Below are 26,313 nucleotides of genomic sequence, written 5' to 3'. Positions count from 1 at the left end.
TTGGGTTGAGGTACTCGGCGTGGCGCTTTCAGAATGCGGCATGGACGACAACCCCACCATCAACCAGCTCCCCGCCGCCCTGACGGAGTTGCAGGCCGCCGCCCAAGCCGCCGGTTTCACCATGTCGTGCGAACCCCGTACCGGGAGCCTGCTCGCCACCCTCGCCGCGACCCGCCCCGGCGGTCGGATCCTCGAACTGGGGACCGGTGTCGGCGAAGGCACCGCCTGGCTGCTCAGCGGGATGGACAAGGCGGCCGAGCTGGTGAGCGTGGAGCTCGACGGCGCCGTGCAGGGCATCGCTCGGCGGCAGTTCGACGGCGACGAGCGCGTCCGTTTCGTGACCGGCGACGGCGGGCGCTGGCTGGAGGAGTACGACGGCGCCCCCTTCGGCCTCGTCTTCGCGGACGCCTGGCCGGGGAAGTTCACTCACCTCGACCGGGTCCTGGAGCTGGTCGCGCCCGGCGGGATGTACGTCATCGACGACCTCGCACCCCAGCCCGGCTGGCCGGACGGTCACGAGGCCGCCGTGACCGATCTGCTGGCCACACTGGAGGAGCGCTCCGGCTTCCGCACCACCCGGCTGACCTGGTCGAGCGGCCTGCTCATCGCCGTACGGACGCAGCAGACGACGTAGTGGATGTACTAGCCGGCGTCTGAATCACCGGGTCCAGGCCCAGCTCCGTACGCGCCGCCCGCACATGGTGCAGCCCCCCGACCGCATCGAGAGAGGGTGGCCGTGTGCAGACAGTCGGGCGTGCGGCCCGCGAAGTCGGCGGCCCATTCGTTCAGCCAGCGGGCCATGCCGCCCTTGTGCGGATAGAGCATCGCGGTGAAGGCGCGCACCCCGAACTGCCGAAGCAGCGCGACCCGTTCGTCTTCCTCGTGCCGATAGGTGATGCCCCACTCGATACCGGTCGCCGGGCCGACCGCGTCGAAGTACTCCCACACCTTGCGCAGGACCCGCTCCGGCATGAAGTGCGTGTGTAAGTCGACAAGTCCTGGAACCCCGATACGTCGCCGAAACCTCTCCACGGCCTCGACTTCACCCATGGGGCCGATTCCTCTCGACGTCGTCGCGCACGAGGGTGAACACGGCGGTGTGGCGACAGGATTGAGTTGCCGGCTGTACGAGTTGAGGTAGCGGCCGTACGAATCGCGCAGTCATGTCCTCACTGTCACGTAGAGGCGCCGTCAGAACAACTGGGATGGTAACGGCCCTCTCGTGGCCCAGGAGAGGGCCGTTACCACCGTCGGTGCACGGTTGCCTTACTGCCCGTCACCAGGCTTGCCGACGGAACGTCATCGGTCACGACCGCGCCGGCGGCGACCACGGCATCACGGCCAATGCTGACGCCGGGGAGGATGGTGGCACCGGCGCCGATCCACACGTTCTCCGCCACATCGATGGGGGCGCCGCTCAGCCAGCCCCGTCGCTCCTCAGGATCGACCGGGTGACCGACGGTGATGAACGTGGCCTTTGGCCCGACCATCACGCGCGCGCCGAGCCGGATGCCGGCGTAGTCCAGGAACGTGCAGTTCTGGTTGATGAACACGCGCTCCGCGAGGTCCAAGTGAAGGCCGTGGTCCGTGTAGAAGGGCGGATAGATCGTGACTCTCGTCGACAGCGGCCTGCCGAGGATCTGTTCGAACAGTTCCGCCTTGCCCGCTTCGTCTTCGAAGGGCAGGACGTTCAGACGGGAGGTGAGCTCGGTGACTCGCAGGACCCTCTCGGCCATGGCCTGGAACTCGGCGCTATGGATGCGCATGAGACGGTCGCTGGAAATGTCACGATCCTTTCTTGGCGTACCGGTGACTGGTAAAGACTCATGAGGCGCTGGTGGAGGCTGCTGTCAGCAGCCGGTCGAGTCACCTTTGTCGGGGTTGGGACCTGCGAGCATGTGCGATGTCGCTGTCGCCGCGCCGTGGCGTCGTTGCCCAGGACGGGAGCCAGACCGTCTCAGGGAGCCTTGGCAGGCTTCCGAGGTGGGTGATGATTCCACGGAGTCCTGGATGTGGATTCGTTCTGCGGAGGATGAGAGAGATTGGGTATGCGAGGGTCGGATTCACGATAGGGATGCGGCGCAGGTCGTAGTTCGTCGGCCAGATGTACCGGTCGCGTGCCCCAACGAGGGTGGCCACGTCCGCGGAGTCCGCGAGGGTGTCCAGGAGTACTTCGTCTCCAAAGTGCGGGCCTGCCGCGTCGATGCGTAGGTCGAAGTCGGTGGCGAGCTGATCGTAGAATTCTGCCCATTCGCTTCGGGGCGCGATACCCGGCACCCATATCCGGTGCTTGCGCAGCTGGGGTGGCGTCAGTCTCCGCGCGGAGGCGAGCGGATGTCTCGGGCCGACGAGAAGTTCCAGCGGAGAGTCGAACGCGTGCATCATGTGCACGTCGGGCGGCAGTTTGTCCGGGTCGGTGACGGTACGGAACGAGGCGTCGATATCGCCTGCTTCGACGGCGGCGACCGCCACGCGTGGGTCGTTGACCCTGAGGGTCACCACGTCGAGGTTGGTTTGGGGATACGACCGCCAATAGTCGTGCAGAACAACGGCTTGCGCGCTTCGCAGGCCGAGAACGTCGATCCGAAGGGCCCGGGAGCCCGGCCTCACCGCGGTGACGGCGCGCTCGACACCCGCGACGATGCTCCGCGCGTGGGGGAGAAACGCCTGACCGTCGAGCGTCAGCTCAACTCCTCGGGCGGTACGTGTGAACAGACGGATTTCCAGCTCGCGCTCCAGGGCGGCGACCCGCTTGGAGACTGCCTGCTGCGTCACGCCCAGCTCATCGGCCGCATGTTGCATCTGTCCGAGCTCGGCCGCCCGGACGAACGATCGCAATGCCTCGGTGTCCACTGGTTCACCTTAGGCGCGCACAACTGATCGTTGTGGCTCGCCGAGGATCGGTTGTTTGATCACGCTTCAACGTTTGGAGGGGCGGGTTGGGGCTGGTGGAGCCCAGTGCTTGAGCGGAGATTGCTGGGCATCACGCTGCCGATCAGGAGCAGGTCGATGGGCATGCCGGCCAGATCGCGCCGCCCTTCGCCGGCGGCCATGAGACTGATCCCGTCGAGGGCCATGACACGCCCTGCGCATTGACCTCCTCTCCGGAGGTCTTGGACGGCATGATTGCCACCGACCTGCGACCTGGCCGGGCACACCCCGCCGTGCTTGGCGTCGCACTCGGTGCCGGGCCGGTCCCTCGGCGACGTATTGCCACTGACGCCTCGGACAAGGAACCCCTCATGACCACACCGCGGGACCTGATGTTCGTCACCATGGACGTGCCGTCCAGTCCTCCCGTCGAGCAGGGCGACCTGTCGCTTGCCCTCGCCGGTGCCGAACTGATCGACCTCATCGACGCCCACGCCGTCGCGCTCGACGGCGACCGTATCGTGCCCAGGACGCAACCGGCCCTGGACGACCGTCTGTTGGACGAGGCGTCGTCGTCGCTCACCCAGCAGGCGCCGTACGAAACCGTCGAGGACTGGCTGTGGCGCCGGGGTCGTGGCCTGGCCGCGGCCTATCGCGCCGCCCTCGAGGCGGAAGGACAGGTCACTCGGCGACGGCATCGCTGGATTCCCTTCTCGGCTGACCGCACGGCGCCGGTCGACTCACCGGCCCGCCGCCACGCGGCCGACCGCTGGACGTCGGGCGAGCTCGTCCTCGCCGCTCTGGCAGCCGCCGTCGGGATCCACGACGAGCCGACCGCAGACCTCGCGCAGCTCACCGACGGGCCGATCCCGACCGTACTGGCTGCCGTCAACGAGGCAGTGACGGAACTGGAAGCCGTAAGGCAACGGCGCCGCATCGAAGACGCGGCCTTCGACAACATCTGGCGTGGCCAGTGACAAGGACACGCCTGTCGGCCGTCGTTGCCCGCCACCCCCGGCAGCCACAGCTCGACCGGATCGGACAGTGACAACCGTCCTTCCGGCGGTCAACTGCGGCACCACCGACAACTCCGTTGCGCGCGGTCCGGAGACCGTCGGCTGCCTCCAGCCGTGCGATCCGCAGGTTCGTCGAGGTCGGGGACGCACCCGTGAGCGCACTCGCGTACGACGGCGTGACGGGTACGTACGCCCAGGCCAGCGTCCCGTCCTTCTGGACGGCGATGTCACCCGTGATCCGTGCGTTCACGACACGTCCTGCGGATGTCATGCTCCTTGGTCGCCGCCCGGGGTGCGGAGGCTGCCGCGAAGATCCGGGCCGGGGCGGGTGCCGGAACGTTTCGGTCGGCGCCGAACCGACCCGCCCGTACCGTTCCCGACATGACCGCCCTCGCCTTCGCCGACCTCCACCACGCCGACCGGCCCCTGCTCCTCCTCCCCAACGCCTGGGACCACGCCTCCGCGACGGCCCTCGCGGCCCAGGGCTTCCGGGCGATCGGCACGACCAGCCTCGGCGTCGCCGCGGGCGCCGGGCTGCCCGACGGGGCCTCGGCGGTCCGCGACGAGACCCTGCGGCTCGCCCTCACGCTCGGCACGGAACCGTTCCTCCTCTCCGTCGACGCGGAGGACGGCTTCAGCGAAGACCCGGACGAGGTGGCGGAGTTCGCCCGCGAGCTGTCGGCCGTCGGGGCCGTTGGCATCAACCTGGAGGACCGCCTCGGCCCCGCCACCCTGCACGCCGCGAAGATCGCTGCGGTCAAGTCGGCGGCCCCGGACCTCTTCGTCAACGCCCGCACCGACACGTACTGGCTCGGTGACGGGGACGGCGAGGATACGAGAGCCCGCCTTGACGCCTACCGACAGGCGGGCGCCGACGGCGTGTTCGTCCCCGGCCTGACCGACCCGGGGCTGATCGCCACCCTGGTACGGCACCTCGACGCCCCGCTCAACATCCTCTACTCACCCGCCGGCCCGACCGTCCCCCACCTCGCCGACCTCGGGGTAAGCCGCGTCAGCCTGGGCTCGCTGCTGTACCGGCGGGCGCTGGGCGCGGCCCTGGAGACGGTCGCGGAGATCGCCTCGGGCCGTTCACCGCGGGGCGCAGCGCCGTCGTACGGCGATGTCCTGGCGCTCAGTCGCCCCGATGCGTCAGGGCCTCCGCGAGCCGCTCGGCGAACATGACGGGATGCTCGACGGCGCCGACGTGACCGCCGGGGAACTCGACGAAGTCGCTCTTCGTCTGCTCGGCGACGAACTCGGCGGTGCGGTGGAGGAGTTGCCCTCGGGAGTCGACGCCGGCGGCGAGGGTGAGGCGGGCGGGGGAGGTGGTGAGGGCGGTCAGGTCGGGGAGGTACGAGGTGAACCGGCGTAGGACGTGAACGAGGAAGAGCGCCATGGGGCTGGTCAACTCCTCGGCGCGGGACAGGGGTTGTCCTTGCGGATGCTCTTCAGGCGTCGTCCCCGTCAGCCCGGCACCGAGCCGTGCGCCGGCGGCCTGGAGTCCCGCCGTGCGGTAAGTGCCGTACACCTCACGGAACATGGTCTGCCATCGAGCTCCGTCCGGCAGCACCCCCACGCACGGCGGCTCGTGCGCGACGACGTGCCGCAGTCGCCCGGGGTGCCGGGCGAGCAGGTCGAGGGCCGCGATGCCGCCGGAGCTGGTACCGAGGACGTACGCGGACTCGCCCTCGGGAAGCGTCTGTTGGAGCACGCGGTGTGCCCCGTCGCTCCACTCCTCGACCCGCTGGTCGTCGACAGGCAGGCCGAGCCGCCCGTGCGCGAGGCCGAGCGGGTCGTACGTGACGACGGTGAACCGGTCGGTGAGCGCGTCGGTCATCGGGCCGAGTCCCATGGGATGCCCGGCACCACCGGGGACGACGAGCAGCACGGGCCCGCTGCCGCGGACGTCGTAGTGCAGGTCAGTCATCGCTCTCGCCCTCCTCGCGGGGCCAGTGTTCGAGCAGGACGTGCAGGGCGTCGATCGCCTTGTCCCACGAGGCCTGTACGGCGCGGGGGTGGCCGAAGCCGCCGGTGGACTCCAGGGCGCAGTAGCCGTGGAAGGTGGAGCGCAGCAGACGTACGGCGTCGGTGAGGTCGGGTTCTTCCAGGCCGTAGGCGTTGAGCATGCCGTAGGTGATCTCGGCGGTGCGGCGCAGGGCGGGGGAGTCGGCGACGAGGGACTGGTCGACGCGGATCTGGGTGGCGGCGTACCGCCCGGGGTGCTGGAGGGCGTACTCCCGGTAGGCGCCCGCGAAGGCGGCGAGTGCCTCCTTCCCGGACCGCCCGGCCACGGCCACGGCGATGCGGTCGATCATCTCGCCGCCGGCGAGGAGGGCGAGGCGGGTGCGGAGGTGCTGGAGGTTCTTGACGTGCGAGTAGAGACTCGCGTCCTTCACGCCGAAGTGGCGGGCCAGCGCGGAGAGGCTGACGTTGTCGAAACCGACCTTGTCGGCGAGATCGGCGGCGGCCGCGGTGATGCGGTCGGGGGTGAGGCCGGCTCGAGGCATGGGCACCCTTGAAATGGTCGTTTACCTAGGGGCCCTAGGTTATACCTTAGGGGTGGCAGGTTGCCCAGATATGGCGTCCCGGGCGTGGACCTCCACCCTCCTGCTCCGATCTGCGAGATCGTCTGGGTGGAGGCCCGTGCGTACCCCCGTCAGTTGATCGGCGCGTACAGCACGCCGAGCTTGTCGACCTCGTCCCCCGACCTCCCCGTGAAGCCCACGATCTGCCAGCCCGACGGCGCCGTGAACGTCTTCGTGTCCGACGTCGCCGTACCGGACGACAGCGAACGGCCCTTGTCGGTCGTGAACGTCGCCGAGAACAGGCGTGTGCGGCCGTCCTTCTGGCCTTGCGTCAGCTTCGCCGACTTGAGGTGCTCGCCGGACGCGAGGGCCAGAGACGTCGCCGTGCCGCCCGTGCCGCCGTGGGAGAGGGTCGCACCGCCGTCGTGCGTGAGTGAGAGCCCGTCCAGGCGGGAGCCGCCGCGCAGCGTCAGTGTGCGCGGCGACGGCGTCGCGGGCAGGTCGTCCGCGTCGTTGAACGCCGTGCCGTGCGGGCCGCCGAAGAAGTCGCTCGCCTTCAGGGACGAGTTGAGGGTGTACGAGAAGTCGACCGTGTGCGGGAAGTGGTCGGAGAGGTTGCCGCCCGCGGAGTCCAGGAAGGACGCCCACTCGTTGTTGTAGCGCGTGGCCGACAGTGAGAGCAGCTTGCTGCCCCGGTAGAGGATCTTGTCCACCACCTCGCAGTCATTCGTGGGCGCCGTCGTGGGGCACACCTGCGCGTCCGAGCCCTGCGCCGGCGGCGTGCCGCCCTTCACCAGCTTCACCCACGGGTCCGTGAGGCCGTTCTCCTCGACCAGCGTGCGGATGTTGTCGCCGGTGCGTGTGTACCGCGTGTTCGTGTCGCCCATGACGATCACCGCGTTGCCGGACGAGTTCGCCTGGATGAAGTCCGACAGCTGCTCGACGTTGGCGCGTCGCGCCGCCAGCGCGTCCTCCGTCGCGTCCGCGTTGGTGTGGACGTTGTAGAGGTCCACGAAGACGCCCTCGGCGAGGCGGACCCGCGCCAGCGAAAAGCCCTTCGGTGTCAGGCAGTTGGTGCCGGTGCATTTGTTCCACTTCACCCGCTGGAAGTCCTCGAAGGCGTAGTCCGAGAGGGTGTTGAGGCCGTCGCCGAAGGGCACGCCGCGGCTGGTCGCCGTGCGGTGCGGGTGGTCGTCCCCGGCGTAGAGGGCCGCGTGGTAGTTGAAGTCCTCCTGGACGTTCACGATGTCGTACGCCCCGAGGCGCGGGGAGATCAGAGGGGTGTTCTTCTCCGGGTTGCCGGAGCTCAGGCCCTCCGGGAGGCCCGCGACGTTGTACGTCAGGACGTTGAACGAACCGGTGGTGGCCGCCGCCGCCGGCGTCATGCCGGTGGCGGTGAGGCCGGTGACGGCGAGGGTGGCGGCCGCGAGGGCGCCGAGGAGTCTTCTCATGGGGGGTGTCTCTCCGGTCGGAGGGAGCGGGGCGGAAGATGAACGCTGCTCAAGTTCAGTGTCAATCAGTGTGACCGGAAAGGTCAGTTGGGGAAATAGTGAGAGACGGGTCGACCCGCCGTGTTCGGGTCGGCTGCCGATCACTCCTTGGTCGTACAAAGTTCATGTTTCGCCTCGATCCTCCACAGGCGGCGCAGTGGTGCCGCAGAAGGCAGCGGTATTCAGGAGGCGCAGCATGGGGCACGGGCATCACCACCACCGTCATGAGCACGGGCACGGGCACGAGGCGGCTCCCGCCCTGCCCGCCGCCTTCGACACCTCCGTGCCCGACGAGGCCCTGACCCCCGAGCAGCAGTCGCGCCGCTCCCTGCTCCGCCGCGCGGGTCTGCTGGGTGCGGGCCTGGCCGCGGGGAGCGTCCTCGGTCGGGCGACGCCTGCCGCCGCCACCAACGGCCGCCGTACGAACGGCTTCCTCTGGCTGGCCGGCGACCACCACATCCACACCCAGTACAGCAGCGACGGCAAGTACCGCGTCGTCGACCAGGTCCGCCAGGGTGCCAAGCACGGTATGGACTGGCTGGTCATCACCGACCACGGCAACGCCACGCACGCCAAGATCGGTGTGGAGAAGGTCAACCCGGACATCAAGGAGGCCCGGGCCGCGTACGAGGACACCCTCGTCTTCCAGGGCCTGGAGTGGAACATCCCGGCCGCCGAGCACGGCACCGTCTTCGTGCACCCCGGCAAGAACGAGGTGTCCGTCCTCAAGCAGTTCGAGACCGACTACGACGGCAGCGTGAAGGGCGCCTCCGACTCCACGCCCGCCAACGAGGCCCTCGCCGTCGCGGGCCTGGCCTTCCTCGGCGAGCAGGTCCGCCGCCGCAAGGTCAAGGACGCGCTGATGCTCGCCAACCACCCGGCGCGGCGCGGTGTCGACTCTCCGCACGAGATCCGCGCCTGGCGCGACGCGACCGACCCGAGCCGCCAGATCGCCGTCGGCTTCGAGGGCGCGCCCGGCCACCAGGCCGCCGGCCTCCCCGCCCCGCTCGGCATGGCCCGGGCCCGCGGCATCTACGACAACAACCCCAGCGCCAACTCCTTCCCCGGCTACCCACTGGAGAGCTACCGCACCTGGGGCGGCTTCGACTGGATGACCGCCACCGTCGGCGGCCTGTGGGACAGCCTCCTGGCCGAGGGCAAGCCCTGGTGGATCACCGCCAACTCCGACTCCCACCAGGTGTACGCCGACACCGCCGTACGCGGCCCGGGCGGCGACTTCAACGCCAACGGCCGGTACGAGGACCCGGTCTACGGCGGCAAGATCGACATCACCCAGGGCGACTACTGGCCCGGTCAGTACAGCCGTACGCACGTCGGCGCCGACGGCTTCAACTACGCCGCCGTCATGGACGGCATCCGCGCCGGCCGCATCTGGGTCGACCACGGCCAGCTCCTCAGCGGCCTCGACGCCCGCGTCTTTGGCGGCGGCCGCTGGGCCACGCTCGGCGGTGCCCTGCGGGTGAAGAAGGGCACGAACGTCACGCTGACGGTCGACGTGGCGCTGGCCGGTGGCCCCAACTGGGCTGGATTCGTGCCCAAGTTGGCGCGCGTGGATGTCATCCAGGGTGATGTGACCGGCCCCGTCCCGGACAAGGACACGTTCACCGCGCCGACGGCCAAGGTCGTGCGGTCGTACGAGGTGAACAAGTCGACCGGCGTCGTGCGCCTCAGCTACGAACTGGGCCGCGTGGACCGCCCGTTGTACGTCCGCCTACGTGGCAGCGACGGCAACCGGTCCGCCGTCGGCGCGATGGGCGCCGCCGTCGACCCGGCCGGTCCGGCCATCGACGTCGTCGGCGACGCGGACCCGTGGCGCGACCTGTGGTTCTACTCCAACCCTGTGTGGGTCCTGCCCTCGTGACGCCGTACGCCCTCACCGTGGACGCGGGGATCAAGGACCTGCGCGCGGCCGACCACCTGATCCACCTGCTGGCAGCCGAACTCGCCCTCGCCGAGGGTGCGTTCGGCTGCACCCACCTGCTGCGCGGAGACCGCCCGCGGGTAGCTCTCTCGCTCACCCTGCCGTCCGAGCCGCTCCTGCGCACCGCCCGGGAGCGGCTCGCGGCCGGGGGGTACGAGGTGTCGCCCGGCGTCCCCGACGCGGCGGGCCGCGCGGTGATCTACCCGGGGGTCTCCTCCCTCACGGGCACCCTGACGATCGCCGGCGTGCTCGCGCGCTCGGCGATCGACCGCGTGACGGTCCTGGGCGGGTCCAGCCAATTGGCTCCGGACACCCGCCTGGTGACGTGGGATCATGTCCGACCGCAGTGGCAGGACGGCGAGCTCGTCCTCACCGCCATGCCGGCGGTGGGCGGCACGCTGGTCCCCTTCGAGGTGCCGGCCCCGACGCCGTGCTGCGTGGACCACTGACGCGCCGACAGCGGGGTGGGTTGGACAGCGCTGCCGGAGACCACCAACCGGCCGCACGATGAACTGCCTTGACCTGAAGCGCAGTCGAGGTCCTAGCGTGCTGAAACATGATCACCGCTCAGCACAGGGAGAGACCACGATGATCCTCGTGACCGGCGCGACCGGAAACATCGGCAGCGCTCTGCTGCGGCAGCTGCACAGGCAGAACGCCGGACCCGTGCGAGGCCTGACCCGTGACGCGCGGCGGGCCTCGTTCCCCGACGGGGTCGAGGTGGTCGAGGGGGACCTCGCGCAGGCGGACTCACTGAAGGACGCGCTGGACGGGGCCAGCTCGCTGTTCCTGCTGCCGGGCACGGGGGCGGAGGCGGATGTCCTGGAGGCCGCCCGGCACGCGGGCGCGGAGCATGTGGTGCTGGTGTCCTCGATCACCGTCGAGACCCATCCGCATCTGCCCGCCGCGCGTGAGAACCTGGCCGTCGAGCGCCTCCTCGAACACAGCGGCATGGCGTGGACGATCCTCCGGCCGACCCAGTTCGCCTCCAACACCCTGTGGTGGGCGCCGTCGATCCGTGAACAGGGCGTGGTCCGGGCGCCGTACGTGGACATCGGGCTGCCGACCGTCCATCCCGCGGACATCGCGGCGGTGGCCCGTACGGCACTCACCGAGCCGGGCCACCGGGGGCGGACGTACGCCCTGACCGGACCGGAACGCATCACGGTCCGGCGCCAGGTCGCGGCCATCTCCGACGCGCTGGGTCGGGACATCTCCCTCGTCGAGATCAGCCGACAGGAGGCCCACCGGCAGATGGCCTCCTTCATGGGCGACGAGACCGCGCACGCGGTGCTCGATCTGCTGGGCGGGGACGTCAACGAGGAACTGCTGAAGGTACGGGACACGGTCGCGCGGGTCACGGGTTCCCCGGCGAGCCCGTTCCGGCAGTGGGCACAGGAGAACATGGCGGCCTTCGACGCCGGGTGAAAACGGATCACCCGAGGGCCACCGCCAGGTTCAGCGGGTCCGTCGCCCTTCCCGCGAGAGACGGGACCGGCTCCGTGCCAGATGGCGCAACGCCGACGCCGCCGCGTGCGCCCCGCACATGCCGTGGGCGCCCGCCCCGGGTGGCGTGGCCGCCGAGCAGATGAACATGCCCGGTACGCCCGTGGCGTACGGGTCGAGGGCGGGGCGTGGCCTGGCCATGAGCTGGGTGACGGTGTTGGCGCCCGTGATGATGTCCCCGCCCACGTAGTTCGGGTTGTACTCCGCGAGCGCGGTCGGGGAGCGGACCGCCGTGGCGACGACGCGGTCCCGGAAACCCGGGGCGAACCGTTCGATCTGGCGCACGACCGCCTCGGTGGCGTCGCCGTCGTAGCCGTGCGGCACGTGTGCGTAGGCCCACACGGGGTGGATGTCGCCGTTCGACCGGAGTGGATCGGCCAGGTACTGCTGGCCGACGAGCGTGAAGGGCCGCTCGGGCATCCGGCCGGCGTGGACCGCGCGTTCGACGGCGGCGACCTCCTCGAAGGTGCCGCCGAGGTGCACCGTGCCCGCCCGCCGCGCGGCCTCGTGGGTCCAGGGCACTCCGCCCTCGACCGCGAAGTCCACCTTGAAGGCGGCAGCACCGTGCCGGAACCGGCGGTAGGCGCGGGCCACCCGGGGCGGCAGCCGGTCGCCGAGGACGTCCGCGACCGCGCGCGGCGCGAGGTCGAACAGGACCACGTCCGCCGGGGGCAGCTGGGCCGCCGACCGGACGCGGATACCGGTCTCGATCCGGCCGCCGAACTCGGCCAGCAGCTCCGCCAGCGCGTCGGTGATCGCCCGGGAGCCGCCCTCGGCCACCGCCCAGCCGTGCCGGTGCCCGGCCGCGATGACCGACAGCCCGATCGCGGCGGTCGCGGGCAGGTGCAGCGGGCGGAAGGCGTGCGCCGCCACCCCGCCGTACAGCGCCCGTGCGGACGCGGTACGCCACACCCCGGCCACGGCACGGGCGGGCAGCAGGGCCGGCAGCCCGAACCGCGCCAGGAGCAGCGGGTGGTGCGGCACGCGCGCGAGCGGGCCCATGAAGTCCTCGGCGAGCGCGTCGAAGCCGTCGGCGAGCGGTCCGAACAGCCGCCGCCACCTGCGCCCGTCCACCGGACCGAGGCCCTCGGCCGTCGCCCGCACCGACCGGTGCAGCACCCCGGCCTCGCCGGAGTCCAGCGGATGGACGCAGTCGATCTCCGGCAGCCGCCAGCGCAGCCCGTACCGGCCGAGGTCGAGCGTGCGCAGGAACGGGGAGCCCACCGCCATCGGGTGCGTCGCCGAGCAGTGGTCGTGCAGCAGGCCCGGCGTCAGCTCACTGGTGCGGGTCCCGCCGCCGATCGTGTCGGCCGCCTCCAGGACGGTGACGTCCACGCCCGCGCGGGCGAGGCGGACGGCCGCCGCGAGACCGTTGGGACCGCTGCCCACCACGACGGCTGTGCTCATGGGGTTCTCCTTGCCGAGACGGTGGACCGGCTGATCCTCGTCATCACGGAGGCTGCGTCGCCGGTGGCCGGTCCGTGTTGCCGCAGGAACCATAAGGTTGCCGGGGGCACGGGGGCACGGGGGCACGGGGGCACGGGGGAGGGGCCGATGCCGTACGAGGCGCAGCGCGAGGAGGAACCCGGCAGCCGGACGCCCCGCGCACCCCGCACCGGCCCGGCCGGCAAGGGACATCCACTCTGGCGGCAACGGGACTTCGGGATCTTCTGGGCCGCGCAGACCCTCTCCGTCTTCGGTGACTCCTTCGCCCTGATCGCCCTGCCCCTGCTGGTGCTCGAGGCCACCGGTTCCCTCGCGCGGATGGGGCTGTTGACGGCGGCGGGCGGGGCGGCCTCAGTGCTGGCGGCCGTGTTCGCCGGGGCGTTGGTGGACCGGGTCGACCGCCGCAGGCTGCTCATCGCCTGCGATCTGGTGCGCATGGTGCTGTACGGGGTGATCCCCGTGGTGTGGCTGTTCGGGCCGCGGGTCTGGCTGCTGTACGTCGTGCTGCCGCTGTGCGAGGCCGTCGGCATGCTGTTCGCCGTCGGCTACGTCACCGTCGTCCGCGGCCTGGTCGGCACCGAACAGCTCGCGGAGGCCAACGGCCGGCTGAACGCGACCGCCGCCGCGGCGGGCGTCCTCGGACCGTTGTGCGCGGGGATGGTGGCCGCCTGGACCGGACCGGCCGCCGCGGTCGGAGTGGACGCGGCCAGCTTCGGGGTGTCGGCCGCCTGCATGCTCTTCGTACGGTTCGCCGCGCGCCCCAAGGACGACGACGGCCCGGCGCGCCCGACCGGCCTGTGGCAGGACCTGCGCGCCGGGATCGCCTTCCTCTACGGCCACCCGGTGCTGCGCTCGCTGACCGCCCTGCTGTTCGTCTTCAGCTTCCTCACCCTCGGCCTGAACGACCTGGTCATCTACCACCTCAAGCACGACCTCGGCCGGGACGACGGCACGGTCGGCACCGTCATGGCCGTCGGCGCGCTCGGCACGATCACCGGCGCGCTGCTGGTGGCCCGGGTGCGGCGCCGGCTCGGCTTCGGGCGGACCTGGACCGGTTCGGTGGCGGTGTGCGGGCTGGCCTTCGCCGGGCTGGGCTGGGCGCGGGACGTGTCCGTCGTCGCGGCGCTGAGCGCGGCTTTCCTGGCCTGCGTCGGCATGGCCGGTACCTGTTCCATGTCGCTGCGTCAGGAGGTGACCCCGGAGCCGCTGCTGGGCCGGGTCACCTCCGCGTTCTGGACCCTCCAGTACTCCGCCGCGCCGATCGGCGCCGCCGTCCTGACCTGGGCGGCGGAACGTCAGGGCACCGCGCCGGTCGGCCTGGCCGCCGGCGCGTGCTGCGTACTGATCGCGGTGGCCGCGCTGTTCACGCCGATACGGCGGTCGGGGCGGGCCTGACCAGGTCGGCCCCCATCGGCCCCCATCGGCCCCCATCGGCCCCCATCGGCCCCCGTCAGTCCCCGTCAGTCCCCGTCAGTCCCGTCGCCCCGGAAGAAGTGCCGCCGGCACCAGGGCCAGCGCGAGCAGCCCCGCCGCGACCGCGTACGTGATGCGGAAGCCCGCCGGGTCGGTGCCCGCCGAGCCCAGCACCACGGAGATCAGGGCCGTGCCGACCGACGCCCCCATCTGGGAGGTGATGTTCAGCGCGGTGCTCGCCGCGGCGATCCGGTCCTTCGGCAGGTCGCGGCTCGCGGTCGTCATCGTCGGCATCAGGACCATGCCGGAGCCGACGCCCATCACCATCGCCGCACCGACGACCCGCCAGGCGGCCACGCCGTCCGTGCCGACCTGGAGCGCCGTCAGCGCCATGCCGAGCACCCCCACCACGATCCCGGCCGGGATCAGACGCCGCGGCGCCACCTTGTCGATGCGCCGCGCGGCGATCTGCATCGTGATGCCGACGGCGAGCCCGACCGGCGCGCCCAGCAGACCGGCGGCCGTCGCGCTGGTGTCCCGCACCTGCTGCCAGTACACCGGGGCGAGCAGCATCGACCCGAAGTAGCCGCAGGTGAAAAGCGCGAGCGTGCCGATGCCGACGGCGAACGTGCGGTCCCGCAGCAACCGGAGGTCGAGCAGCGGCTCACGGGCGGTCAGCGCACGCCGTACGAAGGCGGCGACGAGCACGGCACCGGCGAGCGTGGGCACGAGTGCGCCGTACGAGGCGAAGTCGCTGCGCTCGCCGCCCCGGGCCAGTCCGAACAGCAGCAGTGCGAGGCCCGGCGAGAGCATCAGCAGGCCCGGGACGTCCAGGCGGGGCGCAGGGGCCGCCGTGCGCGGCGCGTCGGGCGCGAGCAGCTTCGCCGCGAGCACCAGCGCCAGCAGCCCCACGGGCAGGTTGACCAGGAAGATCCAGTGCCAGGAGGCGACGTCGATCAGCCAGCCGCCGAGCACCGGCCCGGCCACCGGTCCGATCAGGATGGGCAGCCCCATCAACGCCATCGCCCGCCCGAGCCGCTCCCGGTCGGCGACGCGCATCACCATCGCCATGCCGACGGGCATCAACAGCCCGCCGCCGAGCCCCTGCACCGCCCGGAACGCGATCAGGCCGGCCGCGTCCCGGGCGAAAGCCGCGAGCAGGGAGCCGAGCGTGAACAGCAGCAGGGCGGTCAGATAGGCGCGCTTGGCGCCGATCCGGCCCATCGCCCAGGCCGCCGTCGGGATGACGGCGGCGAGCGCGAGCGTGTACGCGGTCGTCGTCCACTGGATCGTCTCCAGCGGCGCGGCGAACTCCTCCGAGAGGCTGCGCAACGCCACATTGACGATCGTCATGTCGAGCACCGACATCACCGAGCCGATGATCACGACGGTGATGGTGCGGTTCAGGACCCGGGCGGCGGCCCGCGAGGCGTCCGACGGCGCCTCTACAGCCGATGTCGCGGTCATCCCCCCGCCCCCCGTCAGCCCGTGTACGGCCGGGTCACGCGCGCCGTCCGCAACGCCCGGCCCCACCAGGAGAGTTGGCCGAGCATGTCCTTGGCCGCGTTCCCGCACACGGTCTCGTCGCGCGGTGTGCCGTCCTCCGTGAGCCCCGACCACGGCCCGTGCAGGCTGACGGCGTCGCGCATCGTCATCGCGTGCAACTCGGCGAAGACCAGCCGCAGTTGCTCGACAGCGCGCAGACCGCCGGCCAGCCCGCCGTAGGACACGAAGCCGACCGGCTTGGCCCGCCACTGCTCGAAGTGCCAGTCGATGAAGTTCTTCAGGGCGGCCGGGAAGCTGTGGTTGTACTCGGGCGTGACGACGACGAACGCGTCGGCCGCGGCCAGGCGCGGGGTGACGTCGGCCAGCGCGGCGACCGCCTCGGGGCTGGGTGTGCCGCCCCAGCCCGGCATGACCAGCGGCAGATCGACATCGGCGAGGTCGATGACGTCCAGGTCCAGTCCGTCGTCGCCCTCGGCGGTGCCGAGGAACCAGTCGGTGACGGCGCGTCCCGCACGTCCCTCGCGGACGCTGCCGACGATGACGGCGACTCGCAGCGGAGCGTCTTCGCCGGTGCGGGTGGTGGGCGTGGCTTCGGTGGCAGGCATGGTGGATCCCCCTCGATAGCGCCTTGGTATGCCCTCATGGGGCGGGGCGGTCGCCCGATGCGGCCTCCCCTTCGGTAAGCTACAACGAGCGTTGTAAAAAGTACAACGATCGTTGTAAGTCGAGTGGTCCGGTGAGTCTGTGAGGAGAGACCGTGGGCAGCACCAATGAAGCGTGGGTGGAGAAGGCGCGGCGCGAGATCCCGCCCCGCAAGCTGGAGAAGCGGATAGCCATCGCGAGCGCGGCCTGCGGGGTCTTCGGACACGAGGGCTTCGCGCGCGCCTCGGTCGACGCGCTGGCGGCCGCGGCCGGCGTCTCGACGCGCACGCTCTACAACCACTTCCCGCACGGCAAGGCCGAGCTCTTCCGTACGGTGGTCACCTGGACGTCGAGCGAGGTGCGGGACGCCCAACTGGGCATGCTGAAGGCGATGCTGGACCCTGAACGCCCGCCCCGCCCGGAAGACCTGGAGCGCGATCTCGTCGCCCTGGCCCAGGCCATGGTGGGCCTGATGACCCAGTTCGCGGACCACTTCGCCCTCGTCCGCCACATCCACGCCGAGGCCGACCACGTACCGCCCGAGGTCCTCGAGGCGTGGCAGGACGCCGGGCCGAGGCCGGTGGGCCGCGGCATGGCCGACGCGATGGAGGGCCTCGCCGCGGCCGGCCTGATCGACGTGCACGGCGACGCGGCTCTCGCGGGCGCCCACTTCTTGTCGCTGATCTCGACCCACATCGCGCAGCTCTCCCACTACGGCGTCCGGCCCCTGCCGGAGGAGGAGACGGACCGTCTGATCAGAGGAGGTGTCGCGGCGTTTCTACGGGCCTATCGGGCCGGGTGAGCAGGCTTGGGGTCGTCCGTCAGCCAGCTGGTGGGCGGGGCGGTGCTGGTCTGCTGGGCCGGGTGAGGGGTTTCGGGGCCGTCCGTCAGCAGCTGGTCAGCGGTGCGGTGTGGGTCTCGCGGGCCGGGTGAGCGGCTCGGGTCCGTCCGCCCATCCATGTGCTCGGCGGGGCGGTGCGGGTCTGCCGGGCCGTGTGAGGCGCTTCCGGGCCGACCGTCACCCAGCTGGTCGGTGGGGCGGTGTGGGTCTGTCGACCGGGGTGAGCGGTTCTGGGCTGTCCGTCAGTCACTTGCTCGCGGGGCGGTGCGGGTCTGTCGGGTCGTGTGAGGCGCTTCCGGGGCGACCGTCACCCAGCTGGTCGGTGGGGCGGTGTGGGTCTGTCGATCGGGGTGAGCGGTTCTGGGCTGTCCGTCAGTCACTTGCTCGCGGGGCGGTGCGGGTCTGTCGGGTCGTGTGAGGCGCTTCTGGGTCGACCGTCACCCAGCTGGTCGGCGGGGCGGTGCGGCCTACCGGCCCGCGTGAACCGGCTCCCGACCAACCACCACCCACCTGCTCAGCACGGCGGCCCCCAGGGCCGCCGCGATCAGCGACACCAGGGCCACCCGCAGACTCGCCGCCCCCGTCAGCAGGCCGACCGCCGGGCCCGCCATCAGGAAGCCCGGCCACTGGCCGATCGTGACGACCGAGACGCCCTCGCCGGCCGGCACCCCGGGCTGCCGCCCGGCCAGGGCGATCAGCGCCGGGAGCACGCAGGCGATGCCCAGGCCGGCCACGGTGAACCCGGCGATGGCGAGCGGCAGGCCGGGCCGGGCGAGGGCCAGGGCCGTACCCAGTGCCGCGGTCAGCAGCGACAGCCGTACGAAGGTGCCGCGGCCGAGGCGGGCCACGAACCGGTCGCCCAGCAGCCGCGCCACGAGGATCGCCACCGAGAAGCACGTGTACGTCGCCGCGCCGAGCGCCGCGCCCTCGTCCAGGTAGTCGGCCGTGAACACCGAACTCCACTGTGACGCCGCCCCTTCGACGAAGGACGCCAGGAACGCGATGGAGGCGAGCAGGACCAGCTGGGGAGTGAACCGCTGCCGGAGCGGCCGGCGTTCCTCCTTGTGCGTCGCGGGGACCTCCTCCTCCGGCAGCCATCCCGCCCACGCCAGCAGCAGCGTCCCGAGAACGCCGCTGCTGATCGCCATCTGAACACCCGGAGAGACGCCGGTGGCCGCCGCGAGCGTGCCGAGGGCGCCGCCCGCCAGCACCCCGCCGCTGTAGGAGGCGTGGAAGCCCGACATCAGCGGCCTGCCTTGGTGACGCTCCACCGCGACCGCGAGCGCGTTGACGGGCGTGGCCAGGAAGGTCGCGCCCACACCCCACATCGTCAACCCCACGACCAGCGCGGGCACGGCCGAAGCGGCCGCCAGCACGGGCGCGTTGAGCAGCACCAGCGCGGCGGCGGCGAGGCTCAGCAGACGGGAGCTCACCCGGCCGATCAGCAAGGTGATCAGCACGATCGCGACGAGATCCCCGGCGGCCGAAGAACTGCTCAACAGCCCCCATCGCGCGGTGTCCACGCCGACCTGGTCCCGGATCGCGGGGATACGGGCCATCCAGCCGCCCTGCGTGGCGCCGAGGACGACGAAGACGAGGCTCACCGCGAGACGCGGACGTAATCCGGAGCGGGTGGCGGTGGTTATCCGTTCACCCCCGCGTAGTGGGCGAGGCTCCATCGCCACAGCAGCCGCGCCCCCAGGTAGGCCAGCACCCCCAGCAGGGGCGAGATCGCCGCCAGCCAGTACGGGACACCGGTGTCGTGGCCGTGGCCGGTGAGGACGGCGGCCGGGAAGTACGCGACGAACGCGAGCGGAAGGCCGTACGTCAGGAAGCCCCCCACCGCCTTGGGCAGCACGTTCAGCGGGTAACTGCCGAACGTGCCGAGAAGTTCCTCCAGCCAGCTGCCCCAGTAGTCGGCGGCCGGCAAGCGCAGCGAGGCACAGGTCACCACCGTGAACAGGGCCGCTTCCAGGAACATGCCGCCGATCACGGCGGCGATCAGGTACGAGACGCGGCCCGTCGTCCAGTCCAGCTCACTGCGGCTGAGCGCGCCCACCATCAGGCCCGCCGCGACCGTCAGATCGCCGATCGCGTTGGTGGGGAAGTAGGACAGCTGGAGCTGGCGGTGCACCGGCATGGGGCGGGTCAGATAGACGTCGATCCTGCCTTCCTGGATCTGCCGGCCGGCGCCGTGCAACCTGCCCAGGAACAGCACGAACAACCCGTGCGCGAGCATCCGCGTCGCCGGGATCAGCAGCACCTCCGAACTGTCCCAGCCACCCATCCCGGTGAACCGGGACAGCAGCACCGTCGCGAAGACGAGCACCGACACCTGCCAGATCGCGCCGATCGCGACCATCAGCAGAAACTCGGTGCGGTACTCCAGCTGGGCACGGAAGTTGAGACGCGTGATACGCCACGCGATCCGGACGGCATTCATAGGCATCAGCCTCCTTGGGAGATGACACGACGGGCGGCCCGCCGCCACAGGAAACGGGTGAACAACGCGAGCACGACCACCCACCCGGCCTGCACGGCGAGCTGGAAGCCCGCGTCCGACAACGGGATGCGGCCGATGTACAGGGACAGCGGCACGCTCAGCGTCGCCTGGAAGGGCAGGAACGAGCTCAGCGTCACGAACCAGTCCGGGAAGAACCACAGGGGCGCGTACACCCCGGACAGCAGGTTCTGCGCGAAGATCAGGATCAGCATCGCGGCGGTGTTGCGCACCGTCCAGAAGCACAGCTGGTCCAGGAGGAGCATGACGTAGTACAGGACCCACTGGCCGAGCAGCAGACTGAGCGCGAACACCCCTGCCACGGCGGCCGACCTGGGCGGCTCGATCACCCCCGCCCCGAGGCAGACCGCGTATCCGCCCAGCGCCCACGCCAGTCCGTACAACTGCTCGCCGACGGCGCGCAGGGCGTAGTAGCGCTGGGGCGGCATCGGGCGCAGGTACCAGTAGACGATCGTGCCGAAGTGCATGTGCTGCAGCACGGAGTCCCGGCCCGCGTACTGGTCCAACTCCCGCAGCCGGGAGGTGAGTACGGCCAGCACGGCGTACGTCACCGCCTGGTCGCGGTCGAGTCCGGCGGTGGTGCCGGTGTGCGCGTACAGGCCGCGCCACAGGGACGCCACCAGCACCACCTGCACGGTCAGCCGGACCAGGACGGCGGTCATCCTGGGCGGGGCGTGCAGCTCGCCGAGCGGGGTGACGCGCGCGGCGCGCCAGGCGTGGGCGGCGGCCATCACACGCTTCCGGCCTGGACGTAGGCGGCCCGCATCACGTCCTCGAGATCGGCCTCGTCGATGGCGACGCCTGTCACCTCGTACCGCTCGATGACCGCCTTCAGCGCCTGGTGCACGGTGGGCGCGTCGGTCCCGTCGGGTCCGAACACCACCTGCGGTCCGTCGTGGCGCAGCACCGCGATCCCCGGCAGCGGTACGACGTCGGTGTGCGCGTCGGCGAGCGTCGCCCGGACCTGCCAGGTCGAGCCGAACTTGCGCCGGATCTCGTCGAGGGAGCCGTCGAGCACGAGCCGACCGTGGTTGATGAGGACGACGCGTTCGGCGAGCCGCTCGACCTCTGTCATGTCGTGGGTGGTCAGCAGGACCGTGCGGCCGCGCTCCTCGACCTGATGTCTGAGGAACTCCCGCACCTGCTCCTTGACCACCACGTCCATGCCGATGGTCGGCTCGTCGAGGAAGACGACCGGCGGATCGTGCAGCAGGGCGGCGGCGAGGTCGCTGCGCACGCGTTGGCCCAGGGAGAGATGCCGGACCCGGGTGTCCCAGAAGGACGACAGGTCCAGCAGCTCGTCGAACTCCTTGAGCCGGGTGGCGTGTTCGGCCTTCGGCACCTCGTAGATGTCACGGAGGATCGAGAAGGACTCGCGCACCGGAAGGTCCCACCACAGCTGGGTGCGCTGGCCGAACACCGCGCCGATGTTCCGGGCGTTGCGCTCGCGCTCCACGTACGGCACCACGCCCGCGACCCGCGCTTCGCCGGAGGTGGGCGTGAGGATGCCGGTGAGCATCTTGATGGTGGTGGACTTGCCCGCGCCGTTCGGGCCGAGCAGGGCGAGGAGTTCGCCGGGGGAGACGTCGAAGGTGATGTCGGAGACGGCGTGCTTGGCCACCCGCTCGGGGTTGACCAGGGAACGCAGCGCGCCGGTGAAGCCGGGGCGGCGGACGGTGGTGTGGAAAGTACGGGAGAGGCCGCGGACCTCGATACTGCCGCTCACTCGACCCATCAACTCCCTTGCGCAAAAGCGAGTCGCGGCCGGTCGGCTGATGAGCCGATCGGCCGCGGACGACCTCATGACCGTTGCAGAATGTCGATCAATCAGTCAATCGATTAGTCGATCACCGGTTACTCGGTCGCGGAGAACACGAACGAGAACTCCGTCGGCTCGGCCCGCAGGAAGTACTGCGGCAGCGGGCCCGGACCGCAGGACTGCGAGCCGATGCCGTGCTGGCCGTGGTCGAGGTTGACCCACACCGAGTCGCCGGGTGCGAGGTCGGTCAGATGCCGCGCCGCGTCCAGCTGCTCGGTGGTCCAGCGCCGCGCGCTGAACCAGAACTCCGGGTCGCCCTCGATCCTGAGTCCGCCGATCTCCAGCCAGCGCACGTCGGCCCGCGCGCCGTTCTCCTGCGGACGGACGTACGGCGTCTGTAGATCGTCTACAGTCGACTGCCAACGGCCGACCATCGACGCCATCCTGGTGTCCGGATACGCCTCACCCGGGCCGCCGCCGAACCACCGCACACTGCCGGCGGTCGGCAGTGCGAAGCGAACGCCGAGCCGGGGCAGCGGCAGCGTCCAGTCGCCCTCCGGGGCCACGGACACCGTCAGCCGCAGCCGGTCCCCGTCGGAGGTCCATCGGTACACCGTGCCGAGGCCCACCTCGCGGGCGGCGGGCGCCACCCGGGTCCGTACCGTCAGCGCGTCGTCGCCCAACTCCACGCCGTCCAGGCGGTGCTGCATGCGGTGCAGGCCCAGCGTCCGCCACAGCACCCCGTACCGGGTGTCCGACTGCCACTCCGCGCCGTCGTCGTTGTCGGTCGGCGCCCGCCACACGTCCAGCCGCAGTCCGCTCACATCGACACCGCCGATGGTTTTCAGCGCCCCGGTACGGGCGTCGAAGGAGGCCGGGCCGAGCGTGATCCGCCCATCGCCACGCACGGGCCGGTCGGTGGCGGGGACGGACGGCAGCGGCCGGGCGGCCACGGCGAACTGACCCCAGGCGACCACGTGGTCCTTCGGCGCCCACGCGGTGTCGGCGGAGAGCAGCGCCCGCACCGTCCACTGCCGCTCGCCGCCGCGCCCGTCCATGGGGGGCTCCGGCAGCTTCACCTCCGCGGACTCGCCCGCGGCCAGTGCCGGCACCGACAGCGAGCCCGACTCGACGGTCTCGCCGTCCACCTGGCACGACCACTCGAAAGCCAGCGCCGACAGGTCGGCGAAGTCGTAGTTGTTGGTGATCCGTACGGAGCCGTCCGTGCCGTCGCCCTCGATGCGGACCGGCTCGATGACCTTCTTGTACTCGACGAGGCCGGGGGAGGGCTTGCGGTCCGGGAAGACCAGTCCGTCGCAGACGAAGTTGCCGTCGTGCAGCTCCTCGCCGAAGTCGCCGCCGTAGGCGTAGCCCAGCTCCGGGTGCTTGATGCCGTGGTCGATCCACTCCCAGATGAAGCCGCCCTGGAGCCGGTCGTACGACTCGAACAGCCGCTGGTAGTCGGCGAGTCCGCCGGGGCCGTTGCCCATGGCGTGCCCGTACTCGCACTGGATGAAGGGCAGTTCGCGCCTCTTCCCCGTGCCCCCGTCCAGGCCCTTGCCGATCTTCTCGACCTCGTCGTGGAAGGCGTACATCCGCGAGTACACGTCCGTGTCCCGGCAGTTGATGTCGCCCTCGTAGTGCACGAGGCGCGCGGAGTCCCGGCCGTGGATCCACTCGGCCATCGCGGTCAGGCCGCGGCCGGTGCCGGCCTCGTTGCCGAGGGACCAGAAGACGACCGACGGGTGGTTCTTGTCGCGTTCGACCATGCGGGCGGCGCGGTCCAGGAGGGCCGGGGTCCAGCGGTCGTCGTCGACGGGGTTGTCCCGCCAGCCCTGCTCGGTGAAGCCGTGGGTCTCCAGGTCGCACTCGTCGATCACCCACAGCCCGTACTCGTCGCACAGGTCGAGGAAGGCGGGGTGCGGCGGGTAGTGCGAGGTGCGCACGGCGTTGAGGTTGTGCCGCTTCATCAGCAGCACGTCCTCGCGCATGGTCTCCAGGTCGAGCGCGCGGCCCTTCTCCGGGTGCCATTCGTGGCGGTTGACGCCCTTGAAGAGGATCGGCTTGCCGTTGACCTTGATCAGGCCGTCCTCCAGGGCGACCGTGCGGAAGCCGATGCGCAGGGGTACCCGCTCGCCCTCGGTCGCGAGGACACCGTCGTACAGCGTCGGCGTCTCGGCAGTCCACGGCTGAACCGCCACCGTCACCGACTCGCCGGTCGCGACATCGATGCCCAGGGCGGGCACGGTCACCCGGCCGTCGACGTCGGAGTCGACGCGCAGGGTGCCCTCGCCGGTGAGGTGGTCGTAGGAGGCGTGCACGAAGAAGTCGCCCGCGCTGCCCGCCGGGCGGTGCAGCAGCGTCACGTCACGGAAGATGCCGGGCAGCCACCACTGGTCCTGGTCCTCCAGGTACGAGCCCGCCGACCACTGGTGGACGCGGACCGCCAGTACATTGCCTACAGGCTTCAGCAGATGGCCGACCGTGAACTCGTGCGGCAGCCGGGAGCCCTTGAACTCGCCGATGTCCGTGCCGTTGAGCCAGACACGGGCGCAGGACTCCACGCCGTCGAAACGCAGGACGGCGCCGCCCTCGGACAGAGCGGGCCAGTCCTCGGGCAGGTCGAAGACCCGCACGTGGTCACCGGTCGGGTTCTCCGTCGGCACGTGCGGCGGGTCCACCGGGAAGGGGTAGAGGTGGTTGGTGTAGATGGGGGAGCCATGGCCTTGCAGGGCCCAGTGGCCCGGGACCGTGACCTCGGCCCAGTCCCGGGCGTCGTACCCCTCCTCGGCGAACGACTCGTCCTCGGCGTCGGCCGTCGCCGACAGACGGAAGCGCCAGCTGCCGTTCAGCGACAGGGACTTCGCGTCCGAGGACGCGTACCAGGCGCGGGGCGGCAGGGCACCGCTGCCCGGTGAGACGTCCTCGACGTAGTCGACGGCCGTGGTGGTGCGGAAAGACATCGGTCTCCTTGCTCAGCCCTTGATGCCGGTCTGGGCGATCCCCTGCACCAGCCAGCGCTGGAGGAAGAGGAACACGAACACCAGGGGCAGGATGGAAAAGGCGGTGGCCATGAAGATGAGATGGAAGACGACGGTCTGGTTGGTCATGTAGTTGGAGAGCGCGACCTGGACGGTCCACGACCCCGGATCCTGGCCGATGACCAGCGGCCACAGGAAGGCGTTCCAGCCGTTGATGAAGGTGATGGTCGCCATCGCCGCGAAGAAGTTCAGCGAGTTGGGCACCACGATGCGCCAGTACGCGCCCCAGTACCCCAGTCCGTCCACGCGCGCCGCCTCCTCCAGCTCCTTGGGGAACCCCAGGAAGTACTGCCGGAACAGGAAGCAGGTGAAACCACTGAACAGGCCCGGGATGATCAGACCCCGGTAGGTGTCCACCCAGCCGAGCGACGACACCAGCACGAAGCTCGGGACGAAGGTGACCGCCGTCGGGACCATCAGGGTGCCCAGGACGGCGTAGAAGACCTTGTTGGCGTGCTTGTACGGGATGCGGGCGAGACCGTAGCCCGCGAGGGAGCACACCAGCAGGACGCCGACGGTGTGCAGGGTGGCCACGATCGCCGAGTTCCACAGGGACTGGGCGAAGGGCACCGTCTCGTCGGTGAACAGTTCGCTGATGTTGCCCCACTGGATGTCCGTGGGGAAGAACTTCCAGTTCTCTCCGGTGATCTCGGCGTCGGTGGAGAGGGCGTTGCGGATGATCAGGTAGAACGGGACCAGGAAGAGGAAGCCGGCGATTCCGGTGGCGATGTAGAGGCCGGTGGAGCTCATCACGCCGCCACCGCGCCTGTTGCGGCGGGGCTTGCCTGACGACGGCGCGGGTTCCCGCACCTCGGGCATGGTGGTGGTCACTTGGACTCCTCCCCCCTTCCGAAGCCCATGATCTTGCCCTGGAGCAGGGTCACGGCACAGATCAACACGGTCAGGATGACCGCGCCCGCGCTGCCGGAGCCGTAGTCCTGGCTCTCGCCCAGGGCCTTGTAGTACAGCTCGACGAGGGGCGGGCGGCCCCATGTGGTCTTCGACAGGAGGTTGTAGAACTCGTCGAAGGCCTGGTAGGCGGCGATGAGCAGCAGGAGGATCACCGCGGTGGACGTGGCGCGCAGCTGGGGCAGGGTGATGTACCGGAAGGTCTGCCAGCCGGGCTTGGCGCCGTCGATGGCGGCGGCCTCGTACAGCTCGTCCGGGATGTTCTGCAGCGCCGCGATGAACAGGATCATGAAGAAGCCGGCCTGCAGCCACAGCCGTGCGGTGACGATGACCAGCCAGTACCAGGGCGGATTGGGGTCGGACAGCCAGGCGATGTTCTCGATCCCGAACCAGCCGAGGACCGTGTTCATCAGGCCGAAGCGGACGCCGCTGAAGATGGACATCTTCCAGATCAGCGAGGCGGCGACATAGCTGACGGCGGTGGGCAGGAAGAACACCGACCGGAAGAACGCCCGCATGAACCGCAGTCGGTTCACCAGCAGGGCCAGGCCCAGCGACAGCGCCCAGGTGGTGGGCACGATGAACGCGGCGAAGACGGTGAAGGTGCCGAGTGAGCCGACGAAGTCGTCGTTCGTCAGCATGTACTTGTAGTTGTCGAAGCCGATGAACTTGTCGGGTGTGACGGTGAAGCGGGCCTCGAAGAAGCTGAGCCAGAGGCTCCAGAGGATCGGGGCGTAGACGAAGATCGCCAGGCCGATGAGGAACGGTCCGGTGAAGATCCAGAAGTTGAAAGTGGGGCTGCCCCGCAGACCCCGCCGCGGCTTGGCCGAGGAGGCCTTCGCCGGGGCGGGGCGCGCGAGGTCGCGCGTCTTGGTCGTCGACATG

At 70.6% G+C, this 26,313-nt stretch carries 23 protein-coding genes and 1 pseudogene; 8 read left to right on the top strand and 16 right to left on the bottom strand.

The annotated features are described in order from the left end of the window. Positions 1–19 precede the first annotated feature (19 nt). Positions 20–634 carry an O-methyltransferase gene (locus ABT063_RS28995; protein ID WP_351062223.1) on the top strand — a complete coding sequence of 205 codons (615 nt, stop codon included), beginning with the start codon at positions 20–22 and terminating at the stop codon, positions 632–634. Positions 635–726: 92 nt separating this feature from the next. On the opposite strand, the pseudogene ABT063_RS28990 reads toward ABT063_RS28995, so the two are convergent. The 3 genes and pseudogenes from ABT063_RS28990 to ABT063_RS28980 form a co-directional block, all read right to left on the bottom strand. Next, positions 727–1,050: pseudogene (locus tag ABT063_RS28990) on the bottom strand (amidohydrolase family protein); the annotation flags it as partial. Between the two features lie 191 nt (positions 1,051–1,241). Further along, complete coding sequence (locus tag ABT063_RS28985; RefSeq protein WP_351062264.1) at positions 1,242–1,784, bottom strand: DapH/DapD/GlmU-related protein; 543 nt, start codon at positions 1,782–1,784, stop codon at positions 1,242–1,244. Between the two features lie 82 nt (positions 1,785–1,866). After that, entirely contained in the window at positions 1,867–2,853 is a 987-nt protein-coding gene (locus ABT063_RS28980) for a LysR family transcriptional regulator (protein WP_351062222.1), read from the bottom strand. Between the two features lie 389 nt (positions 2,854–3,242). Here ABT063_RS28980 and ABT063_RS28975 point away from each other — a divergent pair, with 389 nt between their 5' ends. Further along, on the top strand, positions 3,243–3,848 hold the full coding sequence (locus ABT063_RS28975; RefSeq protein ID WP_351062220.1) for a GPP34 family phosphoprotein: 606 nt from the start codon (positions 3,243–3,245) through the stop codon (positions 3,846–3,848). Positions 3,849–4,268: 420 nt separating this feature from the next. After that, positions 4,269–5,069, top strand: a complete 801-nt coding sequence (locus ABT063_RS28970) for an isocitrate lyase/PEP mutase family protein (protein ID WP_351062218.1) — start codon at positions 4,269–4,271, stop codon at positions 5,067–5,069. Here ABT063_RS28970 and ABT063_RS28965 read toward each other — a convergent pair. The 3 genes from ABT063_RS28965 to ABT063_RS28955 form a co-directional block, all read right to left on the bottom strand. Next, positions 5,020–5,814 (bottom strand): alpha/beta fold hydrolase, encoded by a 795-nt coding sequence (locus tag ABT063_RS28965; protein ID WP_351062216.1) that lies wholly within the window; start codon positions 5,812–5,814, stop codon positions 5,020–5,022. The genes ABT063_RS28970 and ABT063_RS28965 overlap by 50 nt on opposite strands. Then, on the bottom strand, positions 5,807–6,394 hold the full coding sequence (locus tag ABT063_RS28960; RefSeq protein WP_351062262.1) for a TetR/AcrR family transcriptional regulator: 588 nt from the start codon (positions 6,392–6,394) through the stop codon (positions 5,807–5,809). The genes ABT063_RS28965 and ABT063_RS28960 overlap by 8 nt, the downstream gene beginning before the upstream one ends. Positions 6,395–6,543: 149 nt before the next feature. After that, positions 6,544–7,863 (bottom strand): jacalin-like lectin, encoded by a 1,320-nt coding sequence (locus ABT063_RS28955; protein ID WP_351062214.1) that lies wholly within the window; start codon positions 7,861–7,863, stop codon positions 6,544–6,546. A 235-nt stretch (positions 7,864–8,098) separates the two neighbouring features. On the opposite strand from ABT063_RS28955, the gene ABT063_RS28950 reads away from it, so the two are divergent. From ABT063_RS28950 to ABT063_RS28940, 3 genes are all read left to right on the top strand, one after another. Continuing rightward, positions 8,099–9,784, top strand: coding sequence for a PHP domain-containing protein (locus tag ABT063_RS28950; protein ID WP_351062212.1), 1,686 nt, complete (start codon positions 8,099–8,101; stop codon positions 9,782–9,784). Then, positions 9,781–10,293 (top strand): hypothetical protein, encoded by a 513-nt coding sequence (locus tag ABT063_RS28945; RefSeq protein ID WP_351062210.1) that lies wholly within the window; start codon positions 9,781–9,783, stop codon positions 10,291–10,293. Before ABT063_RS28950 ends, ABT063_RS28945 begins: the two co-directional genes overlap by 4 nt. Positions 10,294–10,432: 139 nt before the next feature. Continuing rightward, complete coding sequence (locus ABT063_RS28940) at positions 10,433–11,272, top strand: SDR family oxidoreductase (RefSeq protein WP_351062208.1); 840 nt, start codon at positions 10,433–10,435, stop codon at positions 11,270–11,272. 30 nt (positions 11,273–11,302) lie between these two features. Here ABT063_RS28940 and ABT063_RS28935 read toward each other — a convergent pair whose 3' ends face one another. Beyond that, positions 11,303–12,757: a phytoene desaturase family protein gene (locus ABT063_RS28935; RefSeq protein ID WP_351062206.1), complete on the bottom strand. Its 1,455-nt coding sequence runs from the start codon at positions 12,755–12,757 to the stop codon at positions 11,303–11,305. Positions 12,758–12,904: 147 nt separating this feature from the next. Here ABT063_RS28935 and ABT063_RS28930 point away from each other — a divergent pair, with 147 nt between their 5' ends. Continuing rightward, the gene (locus ABT063_RS28930) at positions 12,905–14,191 is read left to right on the top strand and encodes an MFS transporter (RefSeq protein WP_351062204.1); all 1,287 of its coding nucleotides are present in this window, start codon (positions 12,905–12,907) and stop codon (positions 14,189–14,191) included. A gap of 75 nt (positions 14,192–14,266) precedes the next feature. On the opposite strand, the gene ABT063_RS28925 is transcribed toward ABT063_RS28930, so the two are convergent. Both ABT063_RS28925 and ABT063_RS28920 read right to left on the bottom strand, forming a co-directional pair. Then, positions 14,267–15,676: a DHA2 family efflux MFS transporter permease subunit gene (locus ABT063_RS28925; protein ID WP_351062202.1), complete on the bottom strand. Its 1,410-nt coding sequence runs from the start codon at positions 15,674–15,676 to the stop codon at positions 14,267–14,269. A 14-nt stretch (positions 15,677–15,690) separates the two neighbouring features. After that, on the bottom strand, positions 15,691–16,320 hold the full coding sequence (locus ABT063_RS28920) for an NADPH-dependent FMN reductase (RefSeq protein ID WP_351062200.1): 630 nt from the start codon (positions 16,318–16,320) through the stop codon (positions 15,691–15,693). A gap of 152 nt (positions 16,321–16,472) precedes the next feature. Here ABT063_RS28920 and ABT063_RS28915 point away from each other — a divergent pair, with 152 nt between their 5' ends. After that, on the top strand, positions 16,473–17,159 hold the full coding sequence (locus tag ABT063_RS28915; RefSeq protein ID WP_351062198.1) for a TetR/AcrR family transcriptional regulator: 687 nt from the start codon (positions 16,473–16,475) through the stop codon (positions 17,157–17,159). A 506-nt stretch (positions 17,160–17,665) separates the two neighbouring features. Here ABT063_RS28915 and ABT063_RS28910 read toward each other — a convergent pair. The 7 genes from ABT063_RS28910 to ABT063_RS28880 all read right to left on the bottom strand — a co-directional run bounded on the left by ABT063_RS28910 (position 17,666) and on the right by ABT063_RS28880 (position 26,312). Then, positions 17,666–18,802: an MFS transporter gene (locus ABT063_RS28910; RefSeq protein WP_351062196.1), complete on the bottom strand. Its 1,137-nt coding sequence runs from the start codon at positions 18,800–18,802 to the stop codon at positions 17,666–17,668. 38 nt (positions 18,803–18,840) lie between these two features. Then, on the bottom strand, positions 18,841–19,641 hold the full coding sequence (locus tag ABT063_RS28905; RefSeq protein WP_351062260.1) for an ABC transporter permease: 801 nt from the start codon (positions 19,639–19,641) through the stop codon (positions 18,841–18,843). 5 nt (positions 19,642–19,646) lie between these two features. Then, entirely contained in the window at positions 19,647–20,450 is an 804-nt protein-coding gene (locus tag ABT063_RS28900) for an ABC transporter permease (protein ID WP_351062194.1), read from the bottom strand. Then, positions 20,450–21,445, bottom strand: coding sequence for an ABC transporter ATP-binding protein (locus ABT063_RS28895; RefSeq protein ID WP_351062192.1), 996 nt, complete (start codon positions 21,443–21,445; stop codon positions 20,450–20,452). The genes ABT063_RS28900 and ABT063_RS28895 overlap by 1 nt, the downstream gene beginning before the upstream one ends. A 128-nt stretch (positions 21,446–21,573) precedes the next feature. Beyond that, on the bottom strand, positions 21,574–24,441 hold the full coding sequence (locus ABT063_RS28890; RefSeq protein WP_351062190.1) for a glycoside hydrolase family 2 TIM barrel-domain containing protein: 2,868 nt from the start codon (positions 24,439–24,441) through the stop codon (positions 21,574–21,576). Positions 24,442–24,453: 12 nt separating this feature from the next. Next, a complete protein-coding gene (locus ABT063_RS28885; RefSeq protein WP_351062188.1) occupies positions 24,454–25,350 on the bottom strand; it encodes a carbohydrate ABC transporter permease in 897 nt (298 codons plus the stop codon). Beyond that, complete coding sequence (locus ABT063_RS28880) at positions 25,347–26,312, bottom strand: carbohydrate ABC transporter permease (protein WP_351062186.1); 966 nt, start codon at positions 26,310–26,312, stop codon at positions 25,347–25,349. The genes ABT063_RS28885 and ABT063_RS28880 overlap by 4 nt, the downstream gene beginning before the upstream one ends. Position 26,313 lies beyond the last annotated feature (1 nt).

Origin of the sequence: Streptomyces sp. NPDC002838 (genome assembly GCF_040295365.1) — a bacterium.
Classification (GTDB): Bacteria; Actinomycetota; Actinomycetes; order Streptomycetales; family Streptomycetaceae; genus Streptomyces.
This window is presented reverse-complemented; position numbering and strand designations above follow the sequence as displayed.